Raw genomic sequence first — 25,347 nt, 5'->3', positions numbered from 1 at the left:
GTTTAAGGTTTATTATGTTACGCGCTCGTCATTGGCTTTTTGGCTGCCACTGGTTAGAGGTGATTAGCGCAACATTTTTAGCTATATATTAATGCTATATAGCAAAGAAGCTCCCTAGAGAGCTTCCTGTTATTAGTGATTACTCTTGGTCAATCACTTCTTGATAACCATCGGCATCAAGTAATGCGTCAACTTCTGCTTCGTCAGAAGGCATAACGCGGAAGAACCAACCGCCACCAAAAGCGTCACTGTTGACCAATTCTGGCGAATCTTCTAACGATTCGTTTACCGCAATCACTTCACCAGAAATCGGTGCGTAGATGTCTGATGCAGCTTTAACTGATTCAGCTACAGCACAATCTTCACCGGCAGTAACCGTGTCGCCTACTTCTGGTAATTCTACGAATACCATGTCGCCTAATAGCTCTTGAGCATGCTCAGTGATACCTACTGTGTAGCTACCGTCTGCTTCTTTACGGATCCATTCGTGTGAAGATGCATATTTCAATTCTGCCGGGATAGTGCTCATTATTGTTGTTCCTTAATCTAATGTTCTAATACTTAATCAGTAATTTTTTTGGGTAAACGCAACTCAGGTTATTGAGTCTTTAAAAAGCTTGTTTACCATTGCGTACGAAACTTGGGGCGATGACTTTTACGTTAACGCGCTTTTTACGCATTTCAACTTCAGCTGTGGCACCAATACCGTTGGGTACGCGGGCCATGGCGATTGAATAGCCTAAGGTTGGCGAGAACGATCCGCTGGTGATCACACCTTGGTGTTCAACACCGTCTGCGTCGGTAAAAAATACCGCCATATCATGGCGTAAAACGCCCTTCTCTTCCATGACCAAACCGACTAATTTTGAAGTGCCAGCGGCTTTAATTGCGCTTAATGCTTCGCGGCCAATAAAGTCACGTTCGCTAGGCTCCCATGCAACAGTCCAGCCCATGTTGGCAGCTAATGGATTGATTGACTCGTCCATGTCTTGACCGTATAAGTTCATGCCAGCTTCTAAGCGTAAGGTATCACGCGCACCAAGACCACATGGCTTAACGCCTGCATCTAATAGTGCTTGCCATAATGCTTCGGCTTCTGCTTCTGGAACGATAATTTCGTAGCCTGCTTCACCGGTGTAACCTGTGGTGGCAATAAATAGGCTGCCTGATTGCACACCAAAGAATGGCTTCATGCCTTCAACTGCGGCATTTTGCTCAGCATTGAATACTTTAGCGGCTTTCACTTTAGCGTTAGGGCCTTGAACCGCGATCATTGCCAGCTCTGGACGTTCGGTAACGACTACATCAAATACAGCTGCTTGCTTGTTGATCCAGGCTAGGTCTTTGTCGCGGGTAGCGGAGTTAACCACCACGCGGTAATGCGTGTCGGTTAAATAGTAGGTAATAAGGTCGTCGATGATACCAGCAGTTTCGTCTAGCATTCCGCCGTAAAGGGCTTTACCTGGTACGGTAAGCTTGGCAACATCGTTAGCAAGTAACTTACGTAAAAAGGCACAAGCATCACTGCCGGTGACGTCAACTACCGTCATATGAGACACATCGAACATGCCAGCATCTTGACGCACTGCGTGGTGTTCTTCGATTTGAGAGCCGTAGTTAATCGGCATTTCCCAACCATGGAAATCAACCATTTTGGCGTTTGATTGTAAATGCTTGTTAAAAAGTACAGTTTTGCTAGCCATTATTATCCCTTTTTTTTGAGGCCTTTCTTATGTAGGTTTTTGATAAAATGCGGACAAAATTATACTCCGCAGACCTATTTTGTATACAAAAAAATTTTCTAATCCGAGTCCTGTCGCATTAGTTTAGCTAATCTATTATTGTAATTTTTTTACATAATCTTTTACAATAGAATTGCTGATTTAGCCGTGTAGTCTGATATTAAACAAGTTTCTATATTAGCTAAAATTAAATTGGCTCACGACAAAGTTTAGGTAATGTCATTTTGTTACCCATTGCCTGTTTAATGAAAACTGTTTTCAGCCCAGCGACATTATCAACGAGGGTTAGGCCTATGTCGCGCATGGCTTTTTTAAGCGGATTACTGCCGGCAAACAGTCTTTTAAAGCCCTCCATGGTGGCAATCATCTCCATGGCTTCGGCTTTACGCCAACGTTCAAGGGCACGTAAATGACTATATTCACCTAAGTCTTTACCTTGCTGGTGTAATTGGCTAAAGGTTTCGATAATACTGGCGGCGTCTAAAAAACCTAGGTTAACCCCCTGGCCAGCTAGCGGATGAATGGTGTGGGCAGCGTCACCAGCGAGCACTAATCGGTGGCGGGCAAAGTGGCGCGCATAACGCATACGTAGCGGGAATGATTGCCGTTCGCTAATCACTTTACACACACCTAATCGGCCATCTAAGGCCGCAGTTAATGCTTTACTGAATTCACTATCATCTAAGGCTTGTAGTTGCTCGGCTTGCTGGGGCGATACTGACCATACAATTGAGCATAAATGGTCATCATACAAAGGCAACATGGCTAACGGTCCACCGGGTAAAAAGGCTTGTCTGGCGGTGGCGTCGTGGGCGAGTTCGGTGCGCACTGTCGCGACAATGGCATGGTGGCCGTAGTCCCAAAAAGTTAGCGGAATACTGCATTGCTGGCGCACCCAAGAGTTAGCACCGTCGGCGGCAACCACCACGGCGGCACTGACGTTATCGCCATTGGCTAGGGTCAACCACGCTTCGCGTTCACCAAAAGCAATACGTTCAAGACGCTGGCCTTGTAAATGGGTTAAATTGCTTATTTCGCTAGCGCGCTTGGCAAGTGCATAGTTAATGGCATCATTTTCAATGATCGAGCCTAAATAGGCTTCGCTGATACTGTGGGCGTCAAATTCAATTTTACCAAGGCCGTCTTTGTCCCACACCGACATTTTTTGGTAAGGGCTAACACGGCTGTTGTCGAGGTATTGCCATGCGCCAAGGTTTTCCAGCAATTGTTGGCTGGCTTTATTGATGGCGCTAACACGTAATTTCGGTTCACCACTGACGGCTTGAGTTGTGCCTGCGTCTATCACTACCACATTCAGGTCGGCATTGGCTAAACCGATGGCGGTTGCAAGCCCGACCATACCACCGCCGACAATAGCAACATCATATGTTTGAGTTGAAAACATGCTCAATCCTTACCTTAAAATGAGTTAACGCCAGCCCATAGCCGTTTGTGCCACTGGGCGTTTTAACGGCGGTAACCAAGACAATAAACGTAAACCAAGATTGCGGCCCGCGACCATCGGCCAATATTGATTAGAAAAGCCCCGCACTAAAAATTCGATATTACGCAGTGTGTTGTCGCGGTCGGCCTGGCGAGCAGCTAAATACTGATGCACGATAGCACTACTGCCGACATCAACCTTGGTTGAGGTGTTGGCTAATTGATACGTACTAAAAGCCTGTTCAAGTACATTAAGTAAGCCCACTACATCACGCAGACCAAGATTAAAACCTTGTCCCGCTATGGGATGGAGGGTTTGCGCCGCGTTACCGATAAATATGCAGCGATGATAAATCGGTCTGGGCATATACGATAATGTTAATGGATAACTGACCCGCTGGCCGACATCAACAAAGTTGCCAACACGGTGACCAAAGGCTTGTTGCAATGCCGCTAAAAACTCAGCTTTATCGGCATGTTTTAATTGCTCAGCTTGTGCTGGCGGCAATGCCCACACCACGGAAAAACGCGACTGAACTGAAGCGCTAGATGACTTAGTGGCGTTTGCTGCTGATGACGTAGACGCTGATCTCATAGGCAAAAGTGCTAATGGGCCCGTTTGGGTAAAGCGCTCATAAGCCCAATGTTGATGCGGCTGATCGGTACTGACATTGGCAACGATAGCCGTTTGGTTAAAATCGATTTGTTCAGTAGGTTGGCCAAGATGTTGGCGCACCACTGAATTAGCGCCATCGGCAGCAACCAATAATTGGCAATGCAATTGCGTGCCATTATCTAAGCTGAGTAAGTGGCCGTCTTGTTGAGCTTGTAAATCGGTAACTTTGGCGGGGCAAAACACCTCAACAGATGATTTAGCCAGTTGTTCAAACAACACTTTGCCCACTTGAGCTAGCTCAACCACCTGCCCTAATGCATCTAAACCCAATGGTTTAGCATTAAGTTCGGTCATGCCAAAGTGGCCGCGATCTGAAACATGAATATTTTCGATAGCAGTGCCAAGGTGCTGCAACTTAAGCCAAATACCTAAACGGTTGAGTTCAAAAATAGAACCGTGCGCAATAGCAATGGAGCGAGCATCAAAACCGGGGTGATTATTGTTGCTAACGTGGGCTTCGATTAAGGCAATGCGCAGCGGACGCGACAAAGTGGCGGGTGATAACGTAGCAGATAACTTAGCTAGCCCTAGGGCTAGCGTGGCACCTGCCATGGCGCCACCGACTATGGCAATATCAACGGCAAGAGGTTTGGTGGCTGTGTTTGCTGTGGTCATACGCTGCGTTGCTGCCTATAGCAAAATATTAGTGAAAAGTTGAATGCTCGTTGGTGTCATTTAACGGCATGTCTAAGCCAAACTCTGAGTAACATAAAATAGCTGACATTCTAACAAACTCTTGCAGTTCAACGTAGGCAACTTCTGATTCTTCGTCATCACCGACATCAAATTCTACCTGGGCAATATCGGCAAGATCTTTAATCACTTCACGCACATCGGGTGTCGCTTTTTCTAGCTGTGGTTGAATAATAGCAATGCCCGTTAAAAAGCTTTGAGTCCACAAGGCTAAGGCTTCTACACGATCACTAAGAGACGCTTCTTCTTCTGGTAGTAATAGGGTAAAACCAAATTCGAAATCGACTAAACGAGTCACTGTGTCTTGATACAACTCGCTGATCAGCTGTTGTAAATTGGGTTCTAACGGTTGGCCGTCATTCATTAACTCAACTAGCGGCTTTAACCACGCTAAATTTTCTTGTTTTACACCACCACAAATAAGCCCAACAAGTGCACCGTGCACTTCTACTGGATGCTGGCCAACTTCAGCGTAATCTAAGGCCTGTTTTAGTTTTTCGATACATAACGAAGGTGGGATTGCCATGGTTGATTCCTAATAGCGCAATATCTGCTTCAATGCTAGCAGAGTTAGGATGATGCTCCAAATACTAGTGTGTATTGTGCCCAAATTATGCATGGACTGTAGCGGATTTGTTCACACAAACAGCAAATAGCTAAAAAGGGATGCAGTTGCCTTGCTCTTTTAAATTCAGCGCTATATAGTTCGCCACATGCTGAACGTTAACCTAGGATCTGTGGCGACATTATGAGTAACAGTGCTGTTGATATTACCCTATTAGGGCGCACCTACTCTATCGCATGTCCAAAAGGACGCGAAGATGCATTGCGCACTGTAGCCAGAGAAGTTGAAAACCAACTTACAACGTTAAAGTCTCGTACTAATAATTTAAGCCGTGAGGAGCTTGCCATTATGGCCGCACTGAACATTGGCAATGAATTGTTTGAAGAAAAGCAAAAAAATAAACAGTATATGGCGCAAATGGATGAGCGTATTTCGTTACTACAGTCAACGTTGGAAACATCGCTGGTTGAACGAAGCCGCTAGGAAGGCTAAACTAAGATTTCAGAATTAAGTAAAACTTGATTCTACCCTGTTTTGCTCCCTGGGATATTTGCTCGTTGGTTAAGTCCCTGTGCCGATAATTACAAACCCAGGGTGAATGCTTTCGTTAACATTGTGCATGCTCGGATTATACCGAGAAGCCTTAGGAGATGAACATTTACCCGCCTTGAACCTACGGTTCAAGGGCTGCGCCGGCAGCGGTATTTGGGGGAGCATTCTAATTTTATGATGAACACTGTTTAAGAAGTGTTCATCATACCTCCGTAATATACCATTATTTGTTATCTCAATTTAGCTATAAACATCTATTTCTGCTTACTAAATTAGTCACATTAATATAAAAGATAATCACTTTTTTGTGCATAAATGCGCTTTAAATTGAAAAATTTGAATGGTGTTGAACTGGATCTGAAATGAATGTGGTTTTGATAAATCATCCTCGTTCACGTTTTAACGTTTTAAATAAGTTTACTTTAATCCATAAGGTTGTTTTACCGGGTTCATTAATGTATAAAACATTAAATATTAATAACTTGTAAATATGGATTATGACAAGTCGTGTTGGCTCCCGCTATTTTTACAGCATCATTTTGGCTGTACTACTGCTTACTTTAACAGGCTGTAAATCTACCCCGACGCCTTCACCTAAGCCTGTTAATGTTACTCCCGCTGAGTTATCTCATTTACCAACTGATGCCACGACCCAAGGCTTGAATATTATTGATACTCAGCTGAGCCTAGGCGATCGTAATTTATATCTGGCCGACAATGGCAATATCAAAATGCTCTCGACCGCACAATGTCAGTTAGACATTTCGGCGCATCGTGGCGATTTTCGTCAGCCAGAAAGTAGCGCTAATGCTATTGTGTCAGCCTTAAACGATAATTTTAACAGTGTCGAAATTGATGTCATGCTACTCAAAGATGGTACTTGGGTTAACCATCACGATAGCCAGACCGGTCGCGCGACCGTGTATTACACTGGCGAACGCTTTAAACTAAATCGCATGAGTTTTCAGGCGTTCTCTAATCTGAAACTGCGCGATAAGCAAACTAACAATTTACTCGACCAACGCCCTATTGCCGCTGTTGAAGCCTTTAAAACCTTTGCCGCATATCGCCATAATAATCAACAACTCAATGTAGAGATAAAATCTGATACCAACGGCCAAAAACTCGTTGAGCTTGATAATATGCTCCGAAAATATATTGGCTTAGGAGGATTTTATTATTCAGCCGCGGACCAAGAAATACTCTATAAACTACGAGGCATTAATCCATCCGTTTATTTAGGCTTTATTCAAGGTGGACACCCTACCAGTATTGAAAAGTTAGCCGCAGATTTACGTAAAGGCGTTAAAAATGATGCCTATTACTTAGATAATCAACAAAATCTTGAACTTGCCGGGCGCTATGGCACTAAACGTTACCGCTCGCGCTATAAAGACTACACCGCAAAATCATCGTTAACTAAGTTACAAAAAAAACTAGGCAGCAACTCCGGTTTACACTTAGACATACGCAGTTTTATGCAACATCCCAGAGTGAGCTATCGTGCTCACCAACTCGGCATGAAGATATATACCTATTCACTTAATGGCACTGATTATCATCAATCACAATTACTTAAGTTAACAACGGATCAGCTACCTGATGGCGCCATTGTAGATGCCACACCTTACAAGATTTGCCAGCGCTTATTCAATGCTTCTGCACCTCAAAAACGTTATCACGCTTCGAGTCATGTGGGTCGTTATATTACCTCTTTACCGCAAGATGCTGACTTTGATCGCTTTAAAGAAATGTTGGGTTATCAAACTGAAGGTTATTACTTGTCATTAACCTCTGGGCTAAAAGCCATCCATAGCGCTGCAGTTAACATCGTACCTAACAATATACCTACCCCTTTGCTCGAACACGGTTTTCCTACCATTACCGATGAAATAATAGATAACGACACCGGTGAGACTATTATTTTAAGGTTACCAAGTCGACAGACTAATTAGCTGAATACACAACTTAAATAAAAATATAATGGCCAATAAAAATTACTATGACTGAGAATAATAAAAGTCCATTTGCAACCAACTTGCTTAACACGGCCCCAACGCAGAAGAGAATGGAATCTGCTGAAAAAGAGCTGAAAAAAGTACAGAGAAATCAACAAGCCAAAACCGCTAAAGCGGAAAAAAAACAAGCATTAGAATCCCAAATCGATAAAACGGGAAAACCCTTCTGGTGGATGCTATTGATGTTTATTTGTTCGGTAGCATATTTATTCCCAGAGGCGGTATTCAATGCCGCGTTAACCGATGTCGCTGGCGGACGTAACTCCAGCGCAGAAGACTTACGTGCAGTAGAATTATTTGGCCGTACAATTAGTGGTATAGGCGTTACGCTGCTTTTAGCTGACTTGTTACTGAAAGGTAAGCAAGTGGCTAAAGCGACTCGCGCGTTGGGTTATTTTAGTTTAATTGCAGTAATTGTTTGGCCAACGGTATTTTTTGGTCAAAAGTGGTTAGTGGATCATTTTATTATTGATGCTTCTACTCCAGAAGAGCGCCAACAGGCCTATTTGTCACAAGTGCTTCGAAGCGCATTGATTGAAAATTCAATTGCATTTGAAGGTATTGATTATGACCCAGATAAAGAACACAGTGCGGTTGAAAAAACCTTTTTATCTGTATTTGGCGGGCTAGTGTACGCTGACGACAAATTGGTAGACGATTTAAAACAGAAAAAGCGCTTGATCATGGAGAAGTTTGTTCGTGACCGCGCTATGTCTCAATTTGATCAACACTACGCCAACTATGATGATTTTCGCCAAACACTGCGCGATAAATATACTGAATATGCAGACGGTTCTAATCAATATAATCAGGCTTTAACTAGCGTAAAAACTCGGTCTGACCGCTATTGGCTTGATACTCAAAACCAAGTAAAGCAAGGCTGGGAAAAGTACCAACAAGGGACTAAGGCTTATGAGGCTAGAGTTGAATCGCGCGCGCAAAAAATTGCGCCAAAAATCTATGACTACTTTGAACGCCGTAATAAATGTGCAGAAAAGAAAAAAGGCAGCAGTAAAAATAGTTGTTTCGAGCGATTGCAGAAGGGTTATGACAAAGAGATAGCCAAATACAGTATCCCTTATATTCCCCCTGATGATTGGTTAGTTAGAGAAGAGATTTCGACCTCTGAAAACGTCGGTAATTCCATTCTCTCCGGCATTATGACCTTCGGCTTATTCACGGCAATGCAAGCGGCCGATGTGGTAACGGGGGGCGATGCGGGCTTTAAAGATCATCGAATGGTGTACACCAACGATGTGAACCATTATAAAAATGTATTGATGGTAAAAATGGCGCCTGATTTTGTTAAAGAATCGGGTGGCTATCCATTAGGCATTAACTCAATTCATCAATTTAGAGTACATGAACTCACCAGCATAAAAGTGAATAAAAAGCTGAAACAAAAAGGCTTAACCTTATCCCCTTCCTGGTCTCTGAGTGATCGTAATAGCTTTGACATTGCAGTCGCTAAAAAAGTACGTCAACAAGCTGATGCTGAGTGGCGATCGGCAATGAAAGCCAAGAACAGCGATATGCCACCAAATTTGAGCTGGCAAACCTTTCAACAGCAAGGCGTTATTCAACAGCGTATTCAACGAGAAATGAAAGAGCTTTACGTAAACCCAACGCTGGCTGATTGGAATAACCGTGAGTTTAAACAGAAAATCATTGAACCCAATATTCAACGTAAAACCACCGAATACCTTAAAGTACTTGAAGCCCAACAAGTAGAATTTGCCAATGGTGGCGCTTTTGAATCGACGGGTAAGTCGGCATTAAGATCAACGATTATTCCGCCAATATCGATGTCTATTAGCTTAGTATTGGTGCTATTAACCGTATTAAAGTTACCGATAAAAGCCGTCGAACTAGTGCAAGCTAAAAGGACGACAACAGGCGTAAAAACTAAACCTAACCACTTTATAAAACCGGCAATATCAAGCCTACTTTTAGCATCAATATTTATTGTTCCGTTATCCTTGGGGGGCAATCAATACACCATGAAAGGGTCTGCGGTACATTACTTTTTTGAGCAAATGGAGAAGAATGATTCCGCCACGATTTCATTCACGCTTAAATGGTTATTAGTGACGCTGCCGATGGTACAACCTATAGGTTCATCCATTGACCAGTACTTATTTATCACTAAAGGGTTTAATGCGATCAGTGAGCCCATTAACCGCTTTGATTTAGCCATAATGCCTGGACATGGTTCAACCAAAGCAGCGACAGACACGCCTAAAAAAGCCACCTTATTGCCCCTTACGATTAAGAGCAATATTCCCAATGCAAAAGTAGCGGTGATGAACATTAAGCCCAAATACCAAGCCGGTATGATGTTACCCGCTGGCAGTTATGACATCAAGATCACCGCGCCAGAACATGCCGCCATTAGAAAATGGGTATATTTAAAAGCTGATGAAACTGATTTTATTATCGATTTATAATCAGTAGACGTACCAGCCAGTAGTAAAAAAGCAGTAAAAAATTCATCACGCATTGATTGATAGGAAGTATTACGTGAGTAAATTAGAAAAATTCCAACGTTTTATTCGTAGCAACGGTAAGAATCTAACTGGTGTCGATGTTCCAGTGACATTAAGCAACGAACAAACAAAGCTTCCACAACTTAAATTTACCTTTGGTTGGACGATTGAAATTGGTGTGAGTAAGCATGAGCACGGTGGTCATCGCCCATCTGGAATTAACTCTGGCAGTGCATCCAACGCTCAAGATCACGCCCGAGATAAAGCTAAAGAGTATGTTAGCGGACTGAATCCATTATTTAACGAGCGCTTTTTAAAGATTCTTGGTCCTGATATATCTAGTAATTTCTTGATCAGAAATAGAGGCTTAAATTCTGCCCCAGAAACCTATGTAGGCAACAAAGTTTGCTACGGCTGTAATGGCTCTGGTAATCAAAGTTGTTCTAGCTGTTATGGTTCTGGTAGTAATTCTTGTGGTGGTTGTAATGGCAGTGGTCGCGTCAGTGCTTCACGTTACGATAGCTATAATAATCGCACAGTGTATACCAGTGAGTCATGCTCATCCTGCTGGGGCAGCGGAAAAAAAACTTGTTACACCTGTAATGGTTCAGGTTCTGTCACCTGCGGAACGTGTAATGGTGGTGGTTACCTCTATTACAGTTACACCATTGATGGTGATGCCAAACGCAGTACTAAATGGGCTTATAACAGTAGTGATTACCACGAATGGACCTCTGATTTTGTCAAAAATAACGGTTTAGACTTAGTCTATAATTTAACAGAGATAACCGAAGTAGATGTTGAAGGTGCTCTTGATGGCTGTACCTTTATCTATGCTTTTACCGCTAAACTGCCAACGCTACAATTTACCGCGACGATTGATAAAGTTGACACTAAGATGTGCTTTGCGGGTAAAAAAGACACTACTCATAATGCTGGAGGAGTGTATGATCCTGCGGTATGGAGTGTGGCCCAGAAAATAGCTGGTGGCAGCCAATCAGCAGACAAAGTGGCATTAGCAACACCTGCGATAAAAAACATTATTGAAGCCAATGCTACCAACACACAAATTGCACTATTAGATGAAAACTGGGTATCGACTGATATTAAAGATGCCGTAATCTCTAATTATCACAACTTAGTGGCGCAATTAAAAAAACAAAGTGTGAAAGGTATTGCACCAAACATGTTGTTAAGTTTGATTAAGTACACTTATTTATTCTTTACATTAGGCATGCTTATCGCACTGTTATTTCCCTCATTTGCAGCGGATTCGGGTTCTCGTATGAGTGTTACTCAATTACCTGAATGGATGATGGCGTTATTGACCCTAAAATTTGGACTCTTTGGGCTACCTGTTTTGGCTAATTATGCCTTTGTACTTGGGCTACTGTGGTTAAGCTATAAAAGTGTGACTATCTTGTATTGGAAAAATATCAGTAAAGCTAAAATTTGGATATTAGCGATCAGTATCACACTATTATTACCACATATAGCTTTTACTCTTTATTACAACACGATGGAGCTACTAGAACATTCACCAGCCATAGCCAGCACACTTGTTTGTGGCTCGTTATTTGTTGGGGTTTACTTAGTTATCATCGCGATGAAATGGCCACAACAGTGGTATAAAAAACTGTTTGGCTTAATTGCTGGAATCGGTCTTTATGGTGCCTTACAATATGGTTTGTATTTAATCAACCCGACATATGGTTTTATCGCAAACCATGCTAATTACGCGAATGAAGTCGCTAAATTATTATCATCAGGCGTCGGTTTTATGGCAAATAATTTGTTTGAGTGGGGCTTGTTGTCAGTCTGCTGTACTTACTTCTTAACCCGTAGAAAGTTTTGGTTAAAAGCAAAGACGATAGTGGCTGATTACGATAGTCCTGTACTGTTAAAGTCAATGAATATGGATAAATAATAGGCCAATTTTCTTTGACTAAAAATAATGCAGCGTAATGCTAAGCAGTACGCTGGGCGTTGATTTGTTGGTTTAGTTTGATGCAATGTGATTCAGTGTTAACTGGCTATCAATCTGTACTTTCATATCTTTTCAGAACGCGATAATCTACTTTAAGTTTTCTTTGTTGATTATCGTTTTTTTAATTTCATTTATAAGTGATGGAGCTCTCCCAACACATGAGTATCACCCGTTTTATGGCTAACAAGGATCACCGTCCTGTTACGTCAACCTCTTCGGCGCGTATTAGCTACTTTGCCACGCCAACAGAGCTTGGAGAACCATTATTTGATAGTACAGACATGAGCCGCGATAATATTCGTCGCCATGTTAGACAAGAACGTAACAGCCTCTCAACTGATGAACAAAATCAATTAGCGTTAATTGCTAGCCGTCATATGCTCGCCGAAATTCAGGCGCAATCAGCTCAGCACGTTGCATTGTACTTTACCCAAGATGGTGAACTCTCCACCAAAAAACTGATTGAAGCATTATGGGATCTCGACATTAATCTCTATTTACCATGCATTCACCCGTTTAGTAAGGGCCATTTATTGTTTGTGCGTTATGACCGTGATTCAGTGATGGTTAACAACAAATATGGTATTAGCGAGCCGCAATTGAATGTGCAGCACATTATTACTGTCAATAATCTCGATTTGATTATCACGCCTGTGGTGGCATTTGATGAACACGGTAATCGCATGGGTATGGGCAGCGGTTATTACGATCGCACCTTGGCACAAGTGATCAATAACAAGCCATTAGCCGTTGGCTTTGCCCACGACTGCCAGCAAGTGAGCCAGGTACCAACCGATTTTTGGGATATTCCTTTGCCAGTGGTTATTACCCCAACCAGACGATTGGCTATTTAAAATAGCTTAATACTATTAAGGTTGTGGCGCTTCGACCACACTAGACCAAGAATAAAAAAGCCCCATCAATACACGTTATTGATGGGGCTTTTTAGTTAAATGATTAGACTAAGAATGAGTTTATACAATCGCCTTATCAAGTGCCTGGCTTACATCAGCAATGATGTCGTCGATATGCTCAATACCTACCGAAATACGCACTAGGTCTTCTGATACACCGGCTTTGGCTAGTTCTACACCGCTAAGTTGGCGATGAGTGGTGCTGGCAGGATGGCAAGCGAGAGATTTAGCATCGCCGATGTTGACTAAACGCAGCACCATTTGTAATGCATCAATAAACTTACCACCGGCGACTTTACCCGCATCAGCGTTAGCGGCTTTAATGCCAAAACTGATGATACCCGAGGCTTTACCGCCGGTGATTTTTTGGCAAGTAGCATGATGTGGGCTATTGGGTAGTGCAGCGTAATTAACCCAACTAATACTAGGATGCTGTTGTAAATATTCGGCTAATGTAAGCGCGTTACTGCAGTGACGTTCCATGCGCAAGCTAAGGGTTTCTAAGCCTTGCAGCAGTAAAAATGAACTGTGTGGTGATAATGCGGCGCCAGTATTGCGCAGCGGCACTACGCGGCACCGGCCAATGTAAGCTGCTGGGCCAAAGGCGTCAGTGTATACCACGCCATGATAAGACGGATCGGGCTCATTAAGTATCGCAAAGCGTTTTTTGTTGGCCACCCAATCAAATTTACCCGAATCAATAATCACCCCACCAATGGTGGTGCCATGGCCGCCAATGTATTTAGTCAGTGAATGGATAACAATGTCAGCACCATGATCAAACGCGCGGCACAATACCGGTGTCGCCACGGTATTATCGACAATTAATGGCACTCCATGTTTGTGGGCAATATCGGCCAAACGCTGTAGGTCGACAATATTACCGGCTGGGTTACCAATTGATTCACAAAATAGTGCTTTGGTGTTGTCGTCAATTAACGCATCGAGGCCATCGAAATCATCAAACGCAGCCATGCGCACTTCAACACCTTGGCGCGGTAAAGTGTGGGCAAATAAGTTATAAGTACCGCCATACAATTGGCTGGTGCTAACAATGTTGTCGCCCACTTGGGTTAACGCTTGAATCGCATAGGTAATCGCCGCCATACCTGATGCTACAGCCAGCGCACCTATGCCGCCTTCAATGGCCGCCAAACGCTGTTCAAGCACGCTAGTAGTTGGGTTCATAATACGAGTATAGATATTGCCAGCAACTTTTAAGTCGAACAAGTCGGCACCGTGCTGGGTATCATCAAAGGTGTAGGAGGTGGTTTGGTAAATCGGCACAGCCGCAGCTTTGGTAGTTGCTTCTGACTCGTAGCCAAAATGTAATGCCAGTGATTCCAGTTTCATGTTTGCTACAGACATAGCGACTTCCTTGAGATAATTGACTGTGGTGATATTGAATTGATATCAACACTAGCAATTAGCCATCTAGAAGTCTACAAATTAGTTATTAACAATAGCTCATAACGTAACTATTTTAATTGTCTGCCGCCATCAACCGCATAGCTGCGACCGGTAACATAATGACTCGTATGCAGATAATCGATTAAGGCGATGATTTCGTCATTCCCCGCTTCTTTGGGCAATATCGCTTTAGCTAGTGCTTTGGCTTTGTATGCCTCGCTGTCATCTTGATTAAATAAAATCATTGCAGGTGCAATCGAGTTTACTTTAACGTGCGGCGCTAATAAGCTGGCAAATGATAAGGTCATGTTGTGCAGTGCCGCTTTACTGGCAGCGTAAGCAATGTGCTTTTTACTGCCCTTTTCGGCAACATAGTCGGTCATGTGAATAATATTGCTGACCCCAATACTGTCGTCATTGGTTTTTGCGGCATTAACCAACAATGGCGCTAAACCAAGGTTGATTTGATAAGGCGCCGAAACATGAATTTGCATCATTCGCGCCATAGTGTCACTCGGGCTTAAGCCGCTGTTGTCGGGTAACCAGTCGGATGCATTATGGATAATGGTATCGAGGCTGTCATGATGTTGAATTATGTAGTTAATTAAGTCATCAATGGCTGCTGGATCGGTTAAATCGCACGAATGCAAACTCGCACCCAGCTTTCCTAACTGTTCAATACTGTCGTAATGAGTTCTATAGGTGCCAATAACGTGATGACCTTGAGCCAAATAATACTTAGCCAGTGCATAGCCAATGCGTTTACCTACGCCAGTGATCAGTATTGTACGTTCCATAATATTCTCTTTATTGATTGCAGTTTCGATACTTTAAGACTTTATCATAAGTAAATTAGATGTTTATCTCAAAGTAAACCATTGGATCGTGGCAGAAATTTATCCTACTGTCTAATAATGACAAGTTATAGCTTGTTTGCTCATAAAAAAATGACCTCAGTTATGCGTGATAATTGAAGTCATTTAATAATGGCAGTAAATGGATTTATCTATGCTAAAAACTCAGCTCTTGTGGCTGGATTTGCCTTAAAGCAGCCACCAAGCGCTGTCGTTTGGGTGCTTGATGAGGTATCCATAATGCCGCGTGATTTTACGCAATAATGAGTGGCATTAATGCTAACCGCAACGTCATCGGTGACAAGCAAGGTTTGCAGTGCCACTAAAATTTGCTGAGTTAAACGCTCTTGCACTTGCGGGCGTTGAGCAAAAAAACGCACGATACGGTTAATTTTCGATAGACCAATAATATTGTCTTTGGGTATGTAGGCGACTTTGGCGAGTCCATCAATGGTAATAAAGTGATGCTCGCAGGTACTGACCACGCTGATGTCGCTAATTTTAATCATTTCTTCAACACCCATTTTATTGTTAATTTGGGTGATTTTAGGAAAGTTAGCATAATCGAGACCAGAGAAAATCTCATTAACATACATTTTTGCTATGCGATGCGGCGTTTCAGCTAAGCTGTCGTCAGTCAGATCTAAGCCTAAGGTAGACACAACCTCGGTCATTAAACCTTTAATACGCTGATACTTTTGCTCACTGGTCATGTCATTTGGTATTAGCGGTGTTTCAAGTCCATGAGCAACTAACGCTTGTTGTACTTTTAATGCTTCTGCAGACAACTCGGCGCGAGTTATGTCATTAATGGTGGTCATAATAACATCCTTAAATAATGGTTAGGCTTGATACTCTAAAGATAGCGATACTGAATCAGCGAATCGTAATGCATGAGGCTTATCAATGGTGACCCTAGCTAAAGTAACTGTTGGATGTTCACGGCAAATTTCTAACACGTCAGCCACCAGTTTTTCCAGTAATAAAAAGCGCCCTTCTTCTACATGCTGAATCACTTTCTTAGTGATTATCTTGTAGTTTAGCGCATCGGCGACATCGTCGGTTTGAAACGATCGATCGGCTGGATAATGGATCTCAATGTTGATCACCACATCTTGCTGTTTTTCGCGCTCGTCTTGGTTAAACCCAATAAAAGTGCGTAAACGTAAATTGGTGACCTTAATAATGGCTTGGCTTAGTGGCATTATTTAGCCCTAGTGAATTGTTTTGAATATATACGCTATGCTGAAATAAAAAGATCATAAATATTCGTTTTGATCGGTCGATCTATCTGTTGAACTCACATGAGATAATAAAGGTAAACTAGCTTGGCCTATGGTGCGTACAATACTCAATATACATGTTAGCTAAATGGGGTTAATGATGGAACTGACTGTTTTTTACGATGGCACTTGCCCGCTGTGCCTCAATGAAATGAAGCAACTAAAGCGTTACGATAGTTTAGGCCGGATTAACCTTGAAGACATTAATGCTGATGATATCAACCTTCGCTTCCCTGATTTAGATGTAGTGTATGCCAATACGGTATTACATGGATTACAAGCCGATGGCAGTTGGCTTTATGGTTTAGATGTTACTGCTAAAGCCTGGGGCTTAACCGGTAAGCATGGCTGGATAAAGCTGCTGCGCTTACCGCTAATAAAACCGGTTGCTGACATGGCTTATTTAGCCTTTGCCCGAAATCGTTATCGGATATCTTATTTACTCACCGGCCAAAAGCGCTGTGATAATGGCAATTGTAAGGTTAAATAAGGGCTAAATAGCATGAATGAACCAACCTCAGCAGAGACCATTATTGTTATCGGCGCATCATCGCTAATTGCCCAAGCGTTTATCGAGCATGCCATTGCGATTCATCACAGCACGGTTGATAATAACAGTGCTCATAACTCGGCCGTTCAAGCAGGTGATTTACCCCTAAATATTATTACTGTTAGCAGGCAACCCCAGCTGACATTAGCCCATTTAACCAACAACATAGTCCACCAGCATTTTTATTGTGATTACCAGCAAACATCGATTATCGAATGTATTAGTCATATCAGCGAGGTAGCTGGCAAAGTCAGCCGTATCATTATGTGCAATGGTATTTTGCATTCGCAAACAGCTGAGGCGCAAATTAACCCAAAGACTCAGATTCAGCCTCATACTCATACTCATACTCAGCAACCTAGCTTAATGCCAGAAAAACGCATTGAAGATATTGATGCACACTCGTTAGAGCAGTTGTTTTATGCTAACAGTATTGTGCCTATGTTATGGCTCAGCGCGCTAACACCATTATTGTCGCAACCGCGTCATAAAGTAAGCGGCGAACAAAAATGTGTCATCAGTATATTGAGTGCTCGAGTAGGCAGTATTTCAGATAATCGCCTCGGCGGTTGGTATGGCTATCGCGCCTCAAAAGCGGCATTAAACATGCTCATTAAAACCACAGCTGTGGAATATGCAAGACGCCTTAAACGCGTGAAACTCATTGCGTTTCATCCCGGTACTACTGACACGCCATTATCAAAACCCTTTCAGGCTAATGTGCCTGCAGGCAAGCTTTTTACCCCAGAATTTGTCGCCAGCCAGCTGTATAACATCATGGAAAATAGTGAGCCAGATGGCGAAGCAAGTTATTTAGATTGGCAAGGCAAAGAAATAAGTTGGTAAAAAAGAACCTATTTTAAGCAAAAAAACGCGAAGCCTTGGCTTCGCGTTTTTTAGTGCATCGATTTATTAATTACTTAACAAATTCAACGCCTAATTTGATGTCACCTTTAAGGGTGTCTAACATTGCATCGCGAGCGTTAGCTTCGAATGCACTGATGTCACCATAAGGTAATACTTTTTCTACGCCGTTTTTGCCAAGTAAGATTGGCTGTGCGAAGAATGTAGCGTGCTCACTGCCGCCGTCAACATAGGCACACTCAACAACGTTAGCTTCGCCTTGTAGACCACGTACCAATGATAAACCAAAGCGACATGCAGCTTGGCCCATTGATAATGTTGCGCTACCGCCACCGGCTTTAGCTTCAACAACTTCAGTACCCGCGTTTTGAATGCGAGTTGTCATTGCTGCTACTTCTTCATCAGTGAAAGTAACACCTTCAACTTGAGAAAGTAGTGGAAGAATAGTCACACCGCTGTGTCCGCCGATTACGTTAACTTTAACGTCAGCAACGTTTAAGCCTTTAAGCTCAGCGATGAAGGTTTCGCTACGGATAACGTCAAGTGTTGTGATACCGAATAAACGGTTTTTGTCATACACACCAGCATTTTTTAATACTTCAGCAGCAATCGCTACAGTCGTGTTAACTGGGTTAGTAATAATACCCACTAATGCTTTAGGGCAAGTTACAGCCACTTTTTCCATTAGGTTACGCACGATACCAGCGTTGATGTTGAATAGATCTGAGCGATCCATACCAGGCTTACGCGCAACACCAGCAGACATTAACACTACGTCTGCGCCAACTAATGCATCAGTAGGATCTTGACCAGCAAAACCTTTTACTTCTACATCTGTTGGGATGTGACTTAAGTCAACCGCAACACCAGGAGTAACAGGAGCGATGTCATAAAGAGACAACTTTGAGCCCGCAGGCAGTTGAGTTTTTAACAGTAAAGCTAGAGCCTGGCCAATACCACCAGCGGCACCCAATACAGCAACTTTCATAATTATCTCCATCAATTTATGCAGTTTGTGACATAGATCTAAATTGTCGTGGCGTCACATTACTGCATCGTCACAATAATTTCAATTATACGTTAGTGGAGGACCGTAAATAAGTAAGCCCTGATCCACGCACAGACTGGCGTAACGCCAAGTGTTAGCAGTGTTAATCCGTATAAAAACACGGCAAACAACATCGACAATATGATTATTTTTCGCCTTTTTTATACTGAAAAAACCAACATTTGAGAGTTTTTATATTGAACAAATATAACTCAGCTGTTTTATTGTGGAGTTGTAATCACCCTATCAAGCGGGTTAAGCAATATTGATATGTTTGTTTTTGGCATTAAAATGTTGATTTTGCATTGATGAGTTTGACCGTTATAGAACTTGATCTTTCATCTCGTTTAAAGCCATAAATATTGGAGCATTAACTCATTTCGTACACATTTTCTGACGCAACAAGCCAATACTTTTATTGAGTGTCGCGTTATGATAACTGCAGATCATCCTATAAAAACGAGAAAACCATGACAATAAGAATTGGTCAACATGCCGACCTACAAGCCCTAGTTCAGTTTAACCAAGCCATGGCAATGGAAACCGAAAACCTTTCATTAGACACTGAGCAATTGACTCGCGGTGTTGAAGGACTGCTTACTCATCCTGAACGTGGGGTATATTTAGTCGCTGAAGTTGACGGTGAAATAACCGGTTCGTTAATGGTCACATACGAATGGAGTGACTGGCGTGCAAGTAATTATTATTGGATCCAGAGTGTGTATATCCGTCCACAGAATCGTCGTCAGGGAATTTATGGCAAATTGTATCAAGCAGTAAAAGACTTAGCGGCAGAAAACGGCGGTACAGCAAGCTTTCGTTTGTATGTTGAACATGACAATGAAGTTGCTCAAAAAACCTATGAATCTTTAGGGATGGAGCAAAGCCATTATTTAATGTACGAAGAAAATACTCAGTAATTAATCGTAAGTGACGTAAGTGGTCGTAAATTAAACACAAAAAAGCCGGAAAAATCCGGCTTTTTTGTGTTTATTGACCAGGGAATCTAACGCGTTCAGGGAGAATTTGGCCAATAACTAGCCAGTGCGCAACGCAAGAATTTTATTAATATCGATTGGCCCAGTAAATTGACTAAAACCTTTATGCTGTTGTTCTATCGCATGAATCGACATTCTGTCTGCTAATTCATTACCTTCAATACCAATATGAGCAGCAACATGTTGTAGTACCAAATCAGTTTTCATTGCATCATATAATTCATGAGCCTGTTTAATGATATCAAGATTGGCAATTTCACCGGTTTTGCGAGTCCAGTTTTTAGCTTTCCAACCATATGCCCATTCACAAACACATTTTATAGAATACTGTGAGTCACTCATAATTTGCACGGTTTCGCCCGCTGCGATCACCTGTTTAGCGACAATTAATGCTTGGTATAGTGCATTGAGTTCGGCGGTATTATTGGTGCCATTAGGATTAAATAAACCAAACCACAGTTCGGTTAGTTCACCTTTGCGGTATATCGCTATACCTGAACCCGCTTTACCAGGGTTAGGCTCACAGCCCCCATCGGCGTATATAACCACATCAAATTGGCTTAATACCGCTTGATTAGCGCTAAGGGTTTTGGTTGATGTTCCCGCCCCAACAGCCTTTGTCGATGAGCGACCCGCCGCTTTAGGTAGTGCACTTTTACCAATACTGCTTGCCGGCGATTGAGCAAACGCCGCTTTAGCTTCTGCTTGTGTGGCAAAGGATTTATATTTGGCTTGTGGATATTTATCAACTGCACGCTTAGTCACATCCCAGCTGGTAAAAATGCCTGTTTCGCGGCCAGCCCATACTACATAAAACTTCTTTGCCATAATGTAACTCTTACTTCAACAATGCTAACTTCACTAATAACGTGCCTGCATAATGCCATGATTAAACTTGGCTTTGAAACAAAAAAGCATGTTGCGTGCCGCAGTTGCAGTTAACTTGAACATCTTGACCAAATAAGCTTAAGTTTGATTTACCTGAACTTAATGTGGCTGAGCATCAGTCTAGGGTTAGTGGGCCATCGATATTTTGATAATCGACACTACCAGACCCAGAATTAACAATGGTCAAACCTTTGGTGTTAGCCACATCAATGCCACCGGAACCATCGTTTATCTTAACCACTCCGGAGACTTGATTAACCTTGATTGAACCCGAACCATCATCAATAGTGACATCACCAATAACATGGTTAATGCGAATGGAGCCCGAACCATCTTGCAACTCAATCGCACCTTTAGCCTCGCTAATATTAATAGAGCCTGAGCCATCAACTAATACCAATTTGCCAATGTGGTTCATCACAATACTGCCAGAGCCATCGATCAACTCAATATCCGCACTAACATCATCTATTTGGATGGGCCCTGAACCGTCTTTAATATTCAATGCGAGCGCCGCTGGTACTTCTACCAATAAATCAATATAAGGTGATTCACCGAAATAGTGATCACTGTGTATTTCTGATAATAAATAGCCCTTATCACCTTTTCGGGTCAAGCTGAGCTTAATTTCGATGTCATCTTGATCCAATGATTGGGTGTAAATATCGGCATGTACGCTAACTTCTTTTAAGCCTTCAACCCCGACAATTGTTAACTTGCCGGCGCCAGTATTGGCGACTAACTCAGTTAATGATCCAGCATCAAGATTTAATTGCTGTTTTACTAAGTTAAGATTTGTATTGTTTTGCTCTGATGATGACGTAAAGACAGATTCGGCTTCGCTTTGCGAAGCACCAAATAGGGTGGCACCTAGAATAAGCCCGACCGTGACACTAATGGTTGCGATACGAATAGACATAAGATTAATTCCTTTTATGAGGATAACAATAAGGTTAGGCCGCCAAACAAATGCTCTTAATATGAGTAAACAGTGGTTAGTGCGCGTTAGCGGCAATTAACAGTCATTTAGCAGGTTTCATACCAACTAAACAAAAGCAATATTTACAACAAGTTACAATTAACAGTAATAAAAGTAACTTCGTCATCAAACCCAAAATGGTTAAAATCCCATACAATGTGGTTAACTTCACCACTGTGATCATCATGGTTAACTCAAACAAATAAGAACATAACCCTATGCCGACTTTTACTGCGATACCACAAACGTTAACTATCATTGTTGGTTCAACCAACCCAGTTAAAATCAATGCTGCAAAACAGGCTATTGGACAATATTTCCCTGATGTTCATATTGATTGTACTGGCATGCATGCGCCATCACTGGTGGCAGACCAACCCATGACCGAAGCAGAAACTAAATTGGGTGCCATCAACCGAGCTCAATTTTGCCAAGCTAATGCAAAAGTAGTCGATCAACATGCTGACTTTTATGTGGCAATGGAAGGCGGAGTCGATCAGTTTGATCACAGCCCAGCCACCTTTGCATACATGGCCATTATCCATAACGACACATTATCTGTTGGTCGTAGCGCTAACTTGCCGTTGCCACAGTCAATTTTTAACGCTTTACAAGCAGGTGAAGAACTTGGCAAAGTAATGGACCGAGTATTTAACACTCATAATATTAAACAAAAAGGTGGCGCGATTGGCTTGCTCACTCGAGGTTTAGCCACCCGCGAAAGCATTTATACCCAAGCATTAGTGCTGGCAATGGCTCCTTTTATCAATGCGGAATTATTTAATGACTGAAAATCAGCAAGCAAATGCAACCAAAGACAACTTGCAGGCACCCTTGATTAGAACATTACAAGCACATGACGATGCCGCATTAGCAGCGGTTATTCGTGAAGTGTCTGCAGAATATGGGTTAACCCCAGATAAAGGCTTTAGCGTAGCCGATAAAACCCTCGACTGTTTAAGTGAAGTATACCAAGCTGAAGGTTCACAATACTGGGTGATTGAGTATCAAGGCAAAGTGGTTGGCGGCGCTGGAATTGCGCCATTAGCAAAAAATGACGGCGTATGTGAATTACAAAAAATGTATTTCTCTCGTGCCATACGTGGTCAAGGTATGGCGAAGCCATTAACCCGTCAGTGTATTGAGTTCGCCAAGCAACAAGGCTATCAATCAATGTATTTAGAAACCACGGCAGTGCTAGTTGAAGCACTAGCACTCTATGAAAAACTGGGCTTTAGTCACTGTCAGCATTTAGGCGAAACCGGCCACGATGCCTGTGAAATCGCGATGATAAAAGCGCTGTAGTGTTACAATCTGAGTAAGAGGAGGAGCTTAGCTCTCCTTCTCATCTCGTTTAATGCTTGATTAACTTTTGATTAACTATATCCCACATATACTCAGAGGTAACGCGTTGTCATCAACAACCTTGAGCTGCGGATAGGCACTGATAATTTGTTGATAAACATCGGGGTATTTTAACTTTATCAAACCCATTCGACGTAAATGAAACTCATCGATTTTAGGTTGGTAACGCATTAACAAATCCACTTTTTCAACGGCATCTTCTGGCTTAAATGGCCAAGGTTCAATACTTAATGCGACATGTAAGGGATCGAGCCCTTTACTTAACTTTGGGTCTGTATCATTAATGATAAAGGGAAACTTATCATCAACTAATCTCTTGATAATATCTACATTACCTTTAACTACTGCATAAAAAAGTAAGGTTTTCCCTCTATAATCATGCCCGTGTAAATCATAACTAGACTCTTCTAACCCTGTTAGAAAGTCAGCAGAAAACATTCGGTCATTAAAGTCAAAATATTGTATTGGATCAACAAACAACTCACTGTTAAATAAGTCATCGTAAAAATGGCTATCGAATTCTAGTGCCTGACTAAAAACCCAATTTTTATTCGCGTCATTTAATGGTTTAGCCAATATCGAGTCGATAAAATCAATGACTTTACCTTCACTCAATAAACGAAATATAGGATCTAGATTGGAGATAAGTTGTTGTCTACGCTGATAATCACCAACCCGTTTTAACATACAATCCACTAGACTAGGGTCAACCTTAGCAAGCTGCTCAATAGTTTTATCAGGGTTATCGGTGTAAGTTTTATCAGCCTGCCCAATAAGAAGATATGCATCTTTAGGTTGCCACTTTGCATTAACCTTATCTATTGTATTACGGCACTGTGGCAGTACCTTTGCTAAATCCGACACCTTCAAGGCTTTTTCTGTATAGGCTTGTTGTTGCGCGAGTAATTCAAGTAACAATGGATGCTCATTACTTATGCTAAGTTCATCACGTGCGCCAATTTGGAGTAAATCGAGCCCATATTGTTGCTGTATTAATGCTATCTCAGCAGGCTCAAACCGATAATATTGTCTAGGAAAGAAACCTTCGACTAAACTACTGTCTTGCTGATTAAAGCGTGCATTGGCTTGTTTGCCTTGTAATTGCTGCACTATAGCTGCCGCATCTGGCTTATTGGCATCGCCCACCATTAAACGGCTAAGAGCCCATTCCATTGACGAGCCCATATAGGCATCTTTGCTAGGCTCTACACCTCGTTTAAATAAATAACTAACAACCTCAGCTCGCGAAGCATCGATAGCATAATCGAGTACTGAAATCGTATCGAGTTTATCGAATCCGACGGAAGCATTAAGATTATCGATATGTGCAAGGAGCGAAATGATAGTTTGGTTCGAGACGTGTTCATCGAGCATCAACGCAGCAGCATCATCAATAGAGGGTGGGGTTGTGATAAAAACGGATTGTTGCTCTGTAGCTGATAAGCTCGATAGATTTTCAAACTCGGGAGCCGGCACTTTCTTTGACATTTTGATTCCAGCAAAAAAACCGCTTAGTTCATGCCCTTGTTTAATCAGTTCTTGTTTAACATCCTTGGTAGCCTTTTGATTAAATTGAGCTAACGTAGAATCTTTTCGTAACTGCTCTACCCTAAACATCACGGCAAAATTAGAATTTAATAGTTTGTCAATCACCATGGTGACGTCATCTAAACTGTAATCATTGAGATATTTGTCCCAGCTAAGGTAATGATCACGAGCCCAATTACCACTGTGTTTATCATTATTTTGCAGCAGTATTTTACAGACGGCAAAATTGGTAACCGCAATAGCTGTAGCATCGGTTTCTTGGACGGGCTCAGAAGGAGTTTGAATTTGATTATCTAGTGTTTTACTGGCCGGAGATGGCGTCGATGCAATCGGATCGGCTAACTGTTGGTTAAAATACAACCAGCCGGTCAAAGCCACAAATAAAATGACCACTAATACAATCCACAATCGAAACTTCATAACAATCCTTTGATAACAACTCCCATTAGCGAAAACATATCACAGTTATATGAGATAACCTCAT

General features: G+C 42.2%; 23 protein-coding genes and 1 other RNA gene. 11 read left to right on the top strand and 13 right to left on the bottom strand.

Annotated elements, in window-relative coordinates; translation table 11 throughout:
• Positions 1 to 139: 139 nt before the first annotated feature.
• The 5 genes from gcvH to EGC82_RS05165 all read right to left on the bottom strand — a co-directional run bounded on the left by gcvH (position 140) and on the right by EGC82_RS05165 (position 5,080).
• Positions 140 to 529, bottom strand: a complete 390-nt coding sequence (gene gcvH / locus EGC82_RS05185; RefSeq protein ID WP_124729812.1) for a glycine cleavage system protein GcvH — start codon at positions 527 to 529, stop codon at positions 140 to 142.
• A gap of 79 nt (positions 530 to 608) precedes the next feature.
• A complete protein-coding gene (gene gcvT / locus EGC82_RS05180; protein WP_124729811.1) occupies positions 609 to 1,703 on the bottom strand; it encodes a glycine cleavage system aminomethyltransferase GcvT in 1,095 nt (364 codons plus the stop codon).
• A 226-nt stretch (positions 1,704 to 1,929) separates the two neighbouring features.
• Entirely contained in the window at positions 1,930 to 3,147 is a 1,218-nt protein-coding gene (locus EGC82_RS05175) for an FAD-dependent oxidoreductase (protein ID WP_124729810.1), read from the bottom strand.
• A 24-nt stretch (positions 3,148 to 3,171) separates the two neighbouring features.
• The gene (ubiH, locus tag EGC82_RS05170; protein ID WP_124729809.1) at positions 3,172 to 4,476 is read right to left on the bottom strand and encodes a 2-octaprenyl-6-methoxyphenyl hydroxylase; all 1,305 of its coding nucleotides are present in this window, start codon (positions 4,474 to 4,476) and stop codon (positions 3,172 to 3,174) included.
• 28 nt (positions 4,477 to 4,504) lie between these two features.
• Complete coding sequence (locus tag EGC82_RS05165; RefSeq protein WP_124729808.1) at positions 4,505 to 5,080, bottom strand: UPF0149 family protein; 576 nt, start codon at positions 5,078 to 5,080, stop codon at positions 4,505 to 4,507.
• Between the two features lie 222 nt (positions 5,081 to 5,302).
• Between EGC82_RS05165 and EGC82_RS05160 the strand changes: the two genes are divergently transcribed.
• The 6 genes from EGC82_RS05160 (at position 5,303) to EGC82_RS05135 (ending at position 13,016) form a co-directional block, all read left to right on the top strand.
• Positions 5,303 to 5,602, top strand: coding sequence for a cell division protein ZapA (locus EGC82_RS05160; protein WP_011638594.1), 300 nt, complete (start codon positions 5,303 to 5,305; stop codon positions 5,600 to 5,602).
• 52 nt (positions 5,603 to 5,654) lie between these two features.
• A non-coding RNA gene (gene ssrS, locus EGC82_RS05155) (6S RNA) lies at positions 5,655 to 5,836 on the top strand.
• A gap of 332 nt (positions 5,837 to 6,168) precedes the next feature.
• Positions 6,169 to 7,626 (top strand): glycerophosphodiester phosphodiesterase, encoded by a 1,458-nt coding sequence (locus tag EGC82_RS05150; RefSeq protein WP_124729807.1) that lies wholly within the window; start codon positions 6,169 to 6,171, stop codon positions 7,624 to 7,626.
• Positions 7,627 to 7,739: 113 nt separating this feature from the next.
• Positions 7,740 to 10,136, top strand: a complete 2,397-nt coding sequence (locus EGC82_RS05145; protein ID WP_244212539.1) for a hypothetical protein — start codon at positions 7,740 to 7,742, stop codon at positions 10,134 to 10,136.
• Positions 10,137 to 10,209: 73 nt separating this feature from the next.
• Complete coding sequence (locus EGC82_RS05140) at positions 10,210 to 12,102, top strand: DnaJ-like cysteine-rich domain-containing protein (protein ID WP_124729805.1); 1,893 nt, start codon at positions 10,210 to 10,212, stop codon at positions 12,100 to 12,102.
• A 218-nt stretch (positions 12,103 to 12,320) separates the two neighbouring features.
• On the top strand, positions 12,321 to 13,016 hold the full coding sequence (locus EGC82_RS05135) for a 5-formyltetrahydrofolate cyclo-ligase (protein WP_124729804.1): 696 nt from the start codon (positions 12,321 to 12,323) through the stop codon (positions 13,014 to 13,016).
• Between the two features lie 120 nt (positions 13,017 to 13,136).
• On the opposite strand, the gene EGC82_RS05130 is transcribed toward EGC82_RS05135, so the two are convergent.
• The 4 genes from EGC82_RS05130 to folX form a co-directional block, all read right to left on the bottom strand.
• Entirely contained in the window at positions 13,137 to 14,429 is a 1,293-nt protein-coding gene (locus EGC82_RS05130; RefSeq protein WP_124732564.1) for an O-acetylhomoserine aminocarboxypropyltransferase/cysteine synthase family protein, read from the bottom strand.
• A gap of 125 nt (positions 14,430 to 14,554) precedes the next feature.
• The gene (gene folM / locus EGC82_RS05125; protein WP_124729803.1) at positions 14,555 to 15,283 is read right to left on the bottom strand and encodes a dihydromonapterin reductase; all 729 of its coding nucleotides are present in this window, start codon (positions 15,281 to 15,283) and stop codon (positions 14,555 to 14,557) included.
• Positions 15,284 to 15,492: 209 nt separating this feature from the next.
• Positions 15,493 to 16,161: a GTP cyclohydrolase I FolE gene (folE, locus tag EGC82_RS05120; protein ID WP_124729802.1), complete on the bottom strand. Its 669-nt coding sequence runs from the start codon at positions 16,159 to 16,161 to the stop codon at positions 15,493 to 15,495.
• Positions 16,162 to 16,182: 21 nt separating this feature from the next.
• Positions 16,183 to 16,545 carry a dihydroneopterin triphosphate 2'-epimerase gene (folX, locus tag EGC82_RS05115; protein ID WP_124729801.1) on the bottom strand — a complete coding sequence of 121 codons (363 nt, stop codon included), beginning with the start codon at positions 16,543 to 16,545 and terminating at the stop codon, positions 16,183 to 16,185.
• A 178-nt stretch (positions 16,546 to 16,723) separates the two neighbouring features.
• Here folX and EGC82_RS05110 point away from each other — a divergent pair, with 178 nt between their 5' ends.
• Positions 16,724 to 17,113: a thiol-disulfide oxidoreductase DCC family protein gene (locus tag EGC82_RS05110; protein WP_124729800.1), complete on the top strand. Its 390-nt coding sequence runs from the start codon at positions 16,724 to 16,726 to the stop codon at positions 17,111 to 17,113.
• A gap of 12 nt (positions 17,114 to 17,125) precedes the next feature.
• On the top strand, positions 17,126 to 18,019 hold the full coding sequence (locus EGC82_RS05105) for an SDR family NAD(P)-dependent oxidoreductase (RefSeq protein ID WP_124729799.1): 894 nt from the start codon (positions 17,126 to 17,128) through the stop codon (positions 18,017 to 18,019).
• 70 nt (positions 18,020 to 18,089) lie between these two features.
• Here EGC82_RS05105 and mdh read toward each other — a convergent pair whose 3' ends face one another.
• Positions 18,090 to 19,025, bottom strand: a complete 936-nt coding sequence (gene mdh, locus EGC82_RS05100; RefSeq protein ID WP_124729798.1) for a malate dehydrogenase — start codon at positions 19,023 to 19,025, stop codon at positions 18,090 to 18,092.
• Between the two features lie 530 nt (positions 19,026 to 19,555).
• Here mdh and EGC82_RS05095 point away from each other — a divergent pair.
• The gene (locus tag EGC82_RS05095; protein ID WP_124729797.1) at positions 19,556 to 20,005 is read left to right on the top strand and encodes a GNAT family N-acetyltransferase; all 450 of its coding nucleotides are present in this window, start codon (positions 19,556 to 19,558) and stop codon (positions 20,003 to 20,005) included.
• A 117-nt stretch (positions 20,006 to 20,122) separates the two neighbouring features.
• Here EGC82_RS05095 and EGC82_RS05090 read toward each other — a convergent pair whose 3' ends face one another.
• Both EGC82_RS05090 and EGC82_RS05085 read right to left on the bottom strand, forming a co-directional pair.
• Positions 20,123 to 20,911, bottom strand: coding sequence for a ribonuclease H family protein (locus EGC82_RS05090; protein ID WP_124729796.1), 789 nt, complete (start codon positions 20,909 to 20,911; stop codon positions 20,123 to 20,125).
• A gap of 175 nt (positions 20,912 to 21,086) precedes the next feature.
• Positions 21,087 to 21,890, bottom strand: a complete 804-nt coding sequence (locus tag EGC82_RS05085; RefSeq protein WP_124729795.1) for a DUF4097 family beta strand repeat-containing protein — start codon at positions 21,888 to 21,890, stop codon at positions 21,087 to 21,089.
• A gap of 278 nt (positions 21,891 to 22,168) precedes the next feature.
• Here EGC82_RS05085 and yjjX point away from each other — a divergent pair, with 278 nt between their 5' ends.
• Both yjjX and EGC82_RS05075 read left to right on the top strand, forming a co-directional pair.
• Positions 22,169 to 22,741 carry an inosine/xanthosine triphosphatase gene (yjjX, locus tag EGC82_RS05080; protein WP_059745575.1) on the top strand — a complete coding sequence of 191 codons (573 nt, stop codon included), beginning with the start codon at positions 22,169 to 22,171 and terminating at the stop codon, positions 22,739 to 22,741.
• Entirely contained in the window at positions 22,734 to 23,255 is a 522-nt protein-coding gene (locus tag EGC82_RS05075; RefSeq protein WP_011638617.1) for a GNAT family N-acetyltransferase, read from the top strand. Before yjjX ends, EGC82_RS05075 begins: the two co-directional genes overlap by 8 nt.
• A gap of 75 nt (positions 23,256 to 23,330) precedes the next feature.
• Here the strand turns inward: EGC82_RS05075 and EGC82_RS05070 are convergent, their stop codons facing one another.
• A complete protein-coding gene (locus EGC82_RS05070; protein ID WP_124729794.1) occupies positions 23,331 to 25,283 on the bottom strand; it encodes an ankyrin repeat domain-containing protein in 1,953 nt (650 codons plus the stop codon).
• Positions 25,284 to 25,347: the final 64 nt, after the last annotated feature.

The organism is Shewanella livingstonensis, from assembly GCF_003855395.1.
In the GTDB taxonomy this organism is placed as follows: domain Bacteria; phylum Pseudomonadota; class Gammaproteobacteria; order Enterobacterales; family Shewanellaceae; genus Shewanella; species Shewanella livingstonensis.
Note: the sequence above shows the minus strand (reverse complement) of the source record. Positions and strands in the feature narration are given on the sequence as shown.

Excerpts from the sequence above, each read along its gene's own strand:
- EGC82_RS05070 (WP_124729794.1), bottom strand. The coding sequence starts at position 25,283 with ATGAAGTTTCGATTGTGGATTGTATTAGTGGTCATTTTATTTGTGGCT.
- EGC82_RS05075 (WP_011638617.1), top strand. The coding sequence starts at position 22,734 with ATGACTGAAAATCAGCAAGCAAATGCAACCAAAGACAACTTGCAGGCA.
- EGC82_RS05105 (WP_124729799.1), top strand. The coding sequence starts at position 17,126 with ATGAATGAACCAACCTCAGCAGAGACCATTATTGTTATCGGCGCATCA.
- folM (WP_124729803.1), bottom strand. The coding sequence starts at position 15,283 with ATGGAACGTACAATACTGATCACTGGCGTAGGTAAACGCATTGGCTAT.
- gcvH (WP_124729812.1), bottom strand. The coding sequence starts at position 529 with ATGAGCACTATCCCGGCAGAATTGAAATATGCATCTTCACACGAATGG.
- folE (WP_124729802.1), bottom strand. The coding sequence starts at position 16,161 with ATGACCACCATTAATGACATAACTCGCGCCGAGTTGTCTGCAGAAGCA.
- EGC82_RS05085 (WP_124729795.1), bottom strand. The coding sequence starts at position 21,890 with ATGTCTATTCGTATCGCAACCATTAGTGTCACGGTCGGGCTTATTCTA.
- folX (WP_124729801.1), bottom strand. The coding sequence starts at position 16,545 with ATGCCACTAAGCCAAGCCATTATTAAGGTCACCAATTTACGTTTACGC.
- EGC82_RS05145 (WP_244212539.1), top strand. The coding sequence starts at position 7,740 with ATGGAATCTGCTGAAAAAGAGCTGAAAAAAGTACAGAGAAATCAACAA.
- gcvT (WP_124729811.1), bottom strand. The coding sequence starts at position 1,703 with ATGGCTAGCAAAACTGTACTTTTTAACAAGCATTTACAATCAAACGCC.
- EGC82_RS05130 (WP_124732564.1), bottom strand. The coding sequence starts at position 14,429 with ATGAAACTGGAATCACTGGCATTACATTTTGGCTACGAGTCAGAAGCA.
- yjjX (WP_059745575.1), top strand. The coding sequence starts at position 22,169 with ATGCCGACTTTTACTGCGATACCACAAACGTTAACTATCATTGTTGGT.
- EGC82_RS05090 (WP_124729796.1), bottom strand. The coding sequence starts at position 20,911 with ATGGCAAAGAAGTTTTATGTAGTATGGGCTGGCCGCGAAACAGGCATT.
- EGC82_RS05095 (WP_124729797.1), top strand. The coding sequence starts at position 19,556 with ATGACAATAAGAATTGGTCAACATGCCGACCTACAAGCCCTAGTTCAG.
- EGC82_RS05135 (WP_124729804.1), top strand. The coding sequence starts at position 12,321 with ATGAGTATCACCCGTTTTATGGCTAACAAGGATCACCGTCCTGTTACG.
- mdh (WP_124729798.1), bottom strand. The coding sequence starts at position 19,025 with ATGAAAGTTGCTGTATTGGGTGCCGCTGGTGGTATTGGCCAGGCTCTA.
- EGC82_RS05150 (WP_124729807.1), top strand. The coding sequence starts at position 6,169 with ATGACAAGTCGTGTTGGCTCCCGCTATTTTTACAGCATCATTTTGGCT.
- EGC82_RS05160 (WP_011638594.1), top strand. The coding sequence starts at position 5,303 with ATGAGTAACAGTGCTGTTGATATTACCCTATTAGGGCGCACCTACTCT.
- EGC82_RS05165 (WP_124729808.1), bottom strand. The coding sequence starts at position 5,080 with ATGGCAATCCCACCTTCGTTATGTATCGAAAAACTAAAACAGGCCTTA.
- EGC82_RS05110 (WP_124729800.1), top strand. The coding sequence starts at position 16,724 with ATGGAACTGACTGTTTTTTACGATGGCACTTGCCCGCTGTGCCTCAAT.
- EGC82_RS05175 (WP_124729810.1), bottom strand. The coding sequence starts at position 3,147 with ATGTTTTCAACTCAAACATATGATGTTGCTATTGTCGGCGGTGGTATG.
- ubiH (WP_124729809.1), bottom strand. The coding sequence starts at position 4,476 with ATGACCACAGCAAACACAGCCACCAAACCTCTTGCCGTTGATATTGCC.